The following is a 5913-nucleotide window of genomic DNA, read 5'->3' as shown; positions in this document are numbered from 1 at the left end:
CGTGGCCCTGCTCACCAACGGAGGGGCGGTGAGCACGGACTGGTGGCGGCGGACGGTGCCGCTGCGGGCCGTGGGATGGATAGCCCTCACGTTCGTGGTCATGAGCGCATGCGGAGGATTGGTCTCCCACGACCGTGGTGGGTGGGCGGTGCCGGTCGCGGCGGCGGGGGGACTGTTCAACGCCTGGGCGTGGAACGGGGTCGTGGGGGCCATGACGTCGGAGCGGAGATCACGTCGCTTTGCCCCCGTGGCCCCGGCGGCCCTCGTGTTGCTGCTCGCGGTCGTGGGCGGCGGCACCGAGATCGGCTTCGCCGTTACGACGGCGCGCGCCCACGACCAGCGCGTCCGGGCCCGGGAGGCGGCGGGGGCGCCCCGGCCCGCCGCCGGGACACCGGTGCTCGTCGCGTCGGGCTTCGGCACGCGGTGGGACGGCACGAGCGGCCCGTGGCTGGCCGGGCCCTTCGACGAGGAGCGCTTCTCCTACAAGGGCCTGGACGGGACCGGGCGGCCGCTCGCCTACGACCCGTCCGACACGTCGGTCAGTCTCACGACCCTCGACGCCGAGATGGCGACCCAGGTGAACGCCCTTGCTCTGCGCACCCACCGCAAGGTCAGCATCGTGGCGGCCAGCGAGGGGACCCTCGTGGCCGAGACGTACCTGGCGCGCTACCGGAGCGCCCCGGTCGACCAGGTGGTGCTGCTGAGCCCGCTGGTCACCCCAGGCCGGGTGTTCTACCCGCCACCGGGGACCGACGGGTGGGGGGTGGTCGGCCGGGAGGGACTGGCCGCGCTCAGCGGGGCGCTCGGCGGGCTGTCGCCGCTGCACGTGTCCCCCGGCACGCCGCTGTTCCGCTCCATCGAGACCGACGCGCCGGTGATCCAGTCCCTGCTCGCCTGTCCGCCGAGCGGGGTGCACCTGGCGGCGGTGGAGCCGGTTGCCGACGCGGTGGCGTCCCCCGACGATCCCGATCCCGAGGTGCCGACGGTGGTGGTGCCTGCGTTCCACAGCGGCACCCTCGGTGACCCGAACGCGGACGTCGCCGTCACCGACATCCTCGAGAACAAGCCGCTGCCGGGGTCGGGCGGGTGGTCGACCTTCGAGCACGTGCTGCGCCCGGTGTCGGCGGTGTGGGGGGTCCCCCAGCTGGCGGCCAGCGTCAATCCGGCCTGGTCGTCGCGCTCCGGTAGCTGCGGTAGACGCTGAGCAGCGCCTCCTTCTGGCTGTCGGTGAGGTCGGGATCGGCCCGGATGGCCTCCTCGACCGTGGTCGGGGGTCGGGTCGGGTCGGTCCCCTCGAGGAGGCCGGCCTGGGCCAGCAGGCTCTCGGCCGAAACGTTGAGGGCCCGCGCTATCGAGCGCAGCACCCGCACCGACGGCTCGTGCAGGCCCCGCTCGATCTGGCTCAGGTAGGGGTTCGAGACGCTCGTCCGCTCGGCCAGCTCGCGCAGCGAGAGGTTGGCCAGGGTCCGCTGGCTGCGGATGAAGCGGCCGAGCGCCTCGAGCTGGGCGCGCGGCGAAGGGACGGCCTGGGGGGTAGGCCGTCCCTTCGCGTCGGGGGGAGGTGGGTCAGGCTGCGGCGTTGGCGGTGCTGGTCTTGGCGGCGGCCTTGGGGGCCGGCTTGGAGGCGGCGGTCCCGTCCTCGGGGGTGAGGGCGGACAGCACGCGGGTGACGAACCTGTGCTGGGCGTCGAGGACCTTCTCGGCGAAGCCGAACGCCTGGTCGGCGGCCTCGGTGGCCAGCGGCAGGTTGAAGGCGAGGGTCCCCTTGGCGGGCTCGGGCAGCACCCGCTCGACGGTCCCGGCCACGCTCGTGACGGTGTCGACGACGGCGTCCTGGCCGGCGCGGAGGGCGTCCAGGAGCTGCTCTTGGACCTTGCTGGTGATCTCGGTAATGGCGGTAGGCATGTTGCTAAGTATATTTAGCAGGTGCTTGCCACGTCAAGAGCGGCGGGGTGAGACAGGGGTCACACCCCGAGCGCCGCCCACAGCGCGCCGAGGTCCCCGTCGGCCGGGAGCACGACGTCGGCGGCGGGCCGGCGCCGGGCCACGAGGGCGGCCACCCGGCCCGTGGCGCGCAGGACGGCCGGGTCACATCCCGTTGCCGCCGTCAGGGCGGCGTTGCCGGACCAGCCGCCCGGGCGCGGGGACGGAGGCGGGGTGAGGACCGCGAGCAGCCGGCCCTGGTCGATGGTGAAGCGCGCCGTGTGCATGGTGCCGGAGGCCAGGTCGGTCTGCACCACGACGGTGGCGCGCGACAGGCCCGACTGGATGCGGTCCCGCGCCACCAGGGTGCGCGAGCTGGGCGGGGTGCCGGCCGGGACCTCGGCCACGATTCCGCCCCCGGCCGCCAGCATGTCGCCGACGAGGTCGGGGTCTCCGGGCCCCACGGCCAGGTCGACGCCGCTGCCGACCACCGCCCACGTGCCCCCGCCGGCGTCGAGGGCGCCGCGGTGGGCGGCGCAGTCGACACCCGGCGCCAGGCCCGATACGACGCCGTAGCCGCGCCGGGCCACGCCGGCGTCGATGGCGCGGGCCAGGGCCCGTCCGGCCGGGTCGGGCCGGCGGGTGCCCACCACCGCGATGCATTCGGGCGGAGGATCGCTGCCCCGGATCCACAGCTCTGGTGGCGGCCGGCGCAGTGCCGCGAGGGCCGCGGGGTACCCCGCTACGTTGGGCGAGATGGCCCGGATCACGTTGGCGTCCTACAACGTGCACTGGAGCCGCGACAAGCAGGGCCGGCCCTTCGACGCCGTCGAGGTGTGCCGCGCCCTCGACGCCGACGTGGTCGCGCTGCAGGAGTCGTGGCTGCCGGACGGGGAGAAGAGCGACGCCGACCGGGCCGCAGCCGAGCTCGGGTACACGGTCAGCCACTCGGTGATGGGCCGGGGCCGGGTGACCGGGCGCCGGCCCCGCCTGTGCCCCGAGGCGGTGGCCCAGGGAACGCTGGTGGTGTCGCTCCTGTCCCGGCTGCCGGTGGTGGCGACCGAGGTGCAGGACCTGCGCGTGATGCCGATGGACACCGCTCCCCGGCGCCTGGCCGTGCACGCCGACATCGACGTGGACGGGGAGCGGTTCACCTACGTGGTCACCCATCTCGACCACCTGTCGCACGGCTCGCCCGTGCAGCTGCGCCAGCTCGTGCGCCGCCTGCCCGGGCCCGACCGCCCCACCGCCCTGGCCGGGGACATGAACATGTGGGGCCCGCTGCTGTCCCTGCAGATGCCCGGCTGGTCGCGGGCGGTGCGGGGGCGCACCTGGCCCCGCCCGCGGCCCCACAGCCAGATCGACCACATCATGGTGAACCGGGCCGTGCGCCCGGTCGACTGGGCCGTGCTGCAGGCCGGGCGGTCCGACCACCTCCCGGTGCGCGCCACGGTCAGCTTCTGACCGTCACCCCCCAGGTCCCCGCCCACCGCTCACCGGGAGCGAGCACCACCAGCCCCTCCCCGGACTGGAAGGCGTTGGGGGCACACGACATCGGCTCGACGGCCAGCGCCCGCCGCCGTTGCGACTGGGGCAGGGTGTCGGCGCTGAACACCATGGCGAAGCCGAACGCCGCGTCCATCCAAACCGTGGTCTCGGGTCCACCCGGGCCCAGGACCGTGATCTCGGCCCGCCCCTGTCCATCCCGCGAGAGGTCCGTATAGCACGTGTCCAACCGGACCGGGCCCACGGACCGGGGGGAACGGAAGTCCCGCTCGGTCCCCGCCACCACTTCGCGCCCCACCGGGGTCGACCGCTCGTCGGTGACGAGGGAGGTGGCCGCCGGGACGTGGAGCACCGTCTCGTCGACGGGGTGGCCGGCGCCGAGGTAGGGGTGGAAGCCGGCCCCGAAGGGGCAGGCGTCGGTGCCGCCGTTCACCGCCTCCATCCGCACGGTGATCCCGCCGGCGGCATCGAGGGCATAGGTGACCGCCAGCTCGACGAGGAACGGGTAGCCGTCGCGCGGCCAGATCACGTGCCGGAGGGACACCCGGTCCGGGTGGTGCTCGACAATGACCCACTCGAGCCAGCGCACCAGGCCGTGGATGGCGTTGCCCTGCTCCGGCTCGTCGAGTGCGAGCTGGAGGTCGGCGCCGCCGAAGCGGTAGCGCCCGTCGCGCACCCGGTTGGGCCACGGCGCCAGCACCTGGCCCCGCCCGGACGTGCTGCGGCTCTCCGGCCCGAACCCGGACAGGACCGGGCGGCCGGCCCAGGACAGCTCGCGCAGCGTGGCGCCGACCGACGTGACCGCGGCGCGGTAGGGACCGGCGGCCAGGTCGTACTGCTCACCGGACGGAAGGCGGGGCACGGGCCCGAAGGTAGGCGCCGGCGGTACGCTCCGCGGCCGATGTACGCCGCCGACCACGCCCGCGCCCATCCCGATCAGCCCCTGTTGATCATGGGATCGACGGGGGAGACCGTGACCTATGCCGAGTACGAGGCGCGGGCCAACCGGCTGGCCCAGCTGTTCCGGGCCCAGGGCCTGCGGCGCGGGGACCACGTGGCGATGTTCCTGGAGAACCACCCCCGCTACCTCGAGCTCCAGGGCGCCGCCGAGCGGACCGGCCTGTACTACACGCTGGTCAACTCGTACTTCAGCGCCGACGAGGTGGCCTACGTCGTCGACGACTGTCAGGCCCGGGTGTTCATCACCTCGGCCGGCAAGCGGGACGTGGCGCTGGCCGCCGCCGCCCAGTGTCCGGGCGTCGAGCGGTTCCTCATGGTGGGCGCCGGCGCCGGTGAGGCCCCGCCCCCGTTCGAGTCCTACGAGGAGGCGGTGGCGGCCTTCCCCCCCGAGCCGGTCGCCGACGAGCAGCTCGGGGCGGCCCTCCTCTACTCCTCGGGGACGACCGGCCGGCCCAAGGGGATCCTCCGCCCCCTGCCCGAGGACGCGCCCGGCACGCCGCTGCCCGTGATGCAGTTCGTGCGCGTCCTGTTCGGGATGCGCGAGGGGATGGTGTATCTGTCCCCGGCCCCGCTCTACCACTCGGCGCCGCAGGCCAGCGTGTCGGTCACCATCCGGCTGGGCGCGACCGCCGTGATCATGGAGCACTTCGACCCCGAGCAGTACCTGGCGCTGGTCGAGCGCCACCGGGTGACCCACTCACAGCTCGTCCCGACGATGTTCTCGCGCCTGCTCAAGCTCCCCGAGGACGTACGCACGCGCTACGACGTGTCGTCGCTCGAGGCCGTCGTGCACGCCGCCGCCCCCTGCCCGGTGCCGGTGAAGCAGGCGATGATCGACTGGTGGGGCCCGATCGTCCTCGAGTACTACGGCGCCACCGAGGCCAACGGCTTCACCTTCTGCAACTCGGAGGAGTGGCTGGCCCACAAGGGGACGGTGGGGCGCTGCGTTCTCGGCGAGCTGCTGATCCTCGACGACGACGGCAAGGAGCTCCCGCCGGGCCGGGAGGGAACGGTCTGGTTCCGGGGCGCCACCAACTTCGAGTACTTCAACGATCCGGCCAAGACCGCCGAGTCGCGCGACGGCGCCGGGACCGCCAGCACCGTCGGGGACGTGGGCCGGATCGACGACGACGGGTTTCTCTACCTCACCGACCGCAAGACCTACATGATCATCTCGGGCGGGGTGAACATCTACCCGCAGGAGACCGAGAACCTCCTCGTCACCCACCCCAAGGTCCTCGACGCCGCCGTGATCGGCGTTCCCAACGACGACCTGGGCGAGGAGGTGAAGGCGGTGGTGCAGCCCGCCCCCGAGGTCGAGCCCGGCCCCGACCTGGAGCGGGAGCTGATGGCGTTCTGCCGGGAGCACCTGGCGCACTTCAAGTGCCCCCGCTCCATCGACTTCACCGACGAGTTGCCCCGCCTGCCGACCGGGAAGCTGTACAAGCGGCTCTTGCGTGACCGCTACTGGGGCGGCCACTCGACGCGGATCGTCTGAGGGGGGCGGGCCGTGGGGCGGGTCGC

6 protein-coding genes and 1 pseudogene are annotated in these 5913 nt (G+C 73.8%); 3 read left to right on the top strand and 4 right to left on the bottom strand.

Annotated elements, in window-relative coordinates:
- On the top strand, positions 1-1204 hold a 1204-nt coding region (locus VFW24_06385), incomplete at its 5' end, for a hypothetical protein (protein ID HEX5266382.1).
- On the opposite strand, the pseudogene VFW24_06380 reads toward VFW24_06385, so the two are convergent.
- The 3 genes and pseudogenes from VFW24_06380 to VFW24_06370 all read right to left on the bottom strand — a co-directional run bounded on the left by VFW24_06380 (position 1158) and on the right by VFW24_06370 (position 2693).
- Positions 1158-1484 (bottom strand): annotated as a pseudogene (locus VFW24_06380) (helix-turn-helix transcriptional regulator). The gene VFW24_06385 and the pseudogene VFW24_06380 sit on opposite strands and share 47 nt — an antisense overlap.
- A gap of 82 nt (positions 1485-1566) precedes the next feature.
- Positions 1567-1905: a hypothetical protein gene (locus VFW24_06375; protein ID HEX5266381.1), complete on the bottom strand. Its 339-nt coding sequence runs from the start codon at positions 1903-1905 to the stop codon at positions 1567-1569.
- A gap of 59 nt (positions 1906-1964) precedes the next feature.
- Positions 1965-2693 carry a DNA-processing protein DprA gene (locus VFW24_06370; GenBank protein HEX5266380.1) on the bottom strand — a complete coding sequence of 243 codons (729 nt, stop codon included), beginning with the start codon at positions 2691-2693 and terminating at the stop codon, positions 1965-1967.
- On the opposite strand from VFW24_06370, the gene VFW24_06365 reads away from it, so the two are divergent.
- Entirely contained in the window at positions 2680-3387 is a 708-nt protein-coding gene (locus tag VFW24_06365; GenBank protein HEX5266379.1) for an endonuclease/exonuclease/phosphatase family protein, read from the top strand. The two genes, VFW24_06370 and VFW24_06365, sit on opposite strands and share 14 nt — an antisense overlap.
- Here the strand turns inward: VFW24_06365 and VFW24_06360 are convergent.
- Entirely contained in the window at positions 3377-4291 is a 915-nt protein-coding gene (locus tag VFW24_06360; GenBank protein ID HEX5266378.1) for an aldose 1-epimerase family protein, read from the bottom strand. The genes VFW24_06365 and VFW24_06360 overlap by 11 nt on opposite strands.
- A 39-nt stretch (positions 4292-4330) precedes the next feature.
- Here VFW24_06360 and VFW24_06355 point away from each other — a divergent pair, with 39 nt between their 5' ends.
- Complete coding sequence (locus VFW24_06355) at positions 4331-5887, top strand: AMP-binding protein (GenBank protein HEX5266377.1); 1557 nt, start codon at positions 4331-4333, stop codon at positions 5885-5887.
- The last annotated feature ends 26 nt before the right edge of the window (positions 5888-5913 follow it).

This window comes from Acidimicrobiales bacterium, from assembly GCA_036273495.1.
In the GTDB taxonomy this organism is placed as follows: Bacteria; Actinomycetota; Acidimicrobiia; order Acidimicrobiales; family JAJPHE01; genus DASSEU01.
The sequence above is the reverse complement of the archived record's forward strand: the minus strand, read 5'-3'. Positions and strand labels throughout refer to the sequence as shown.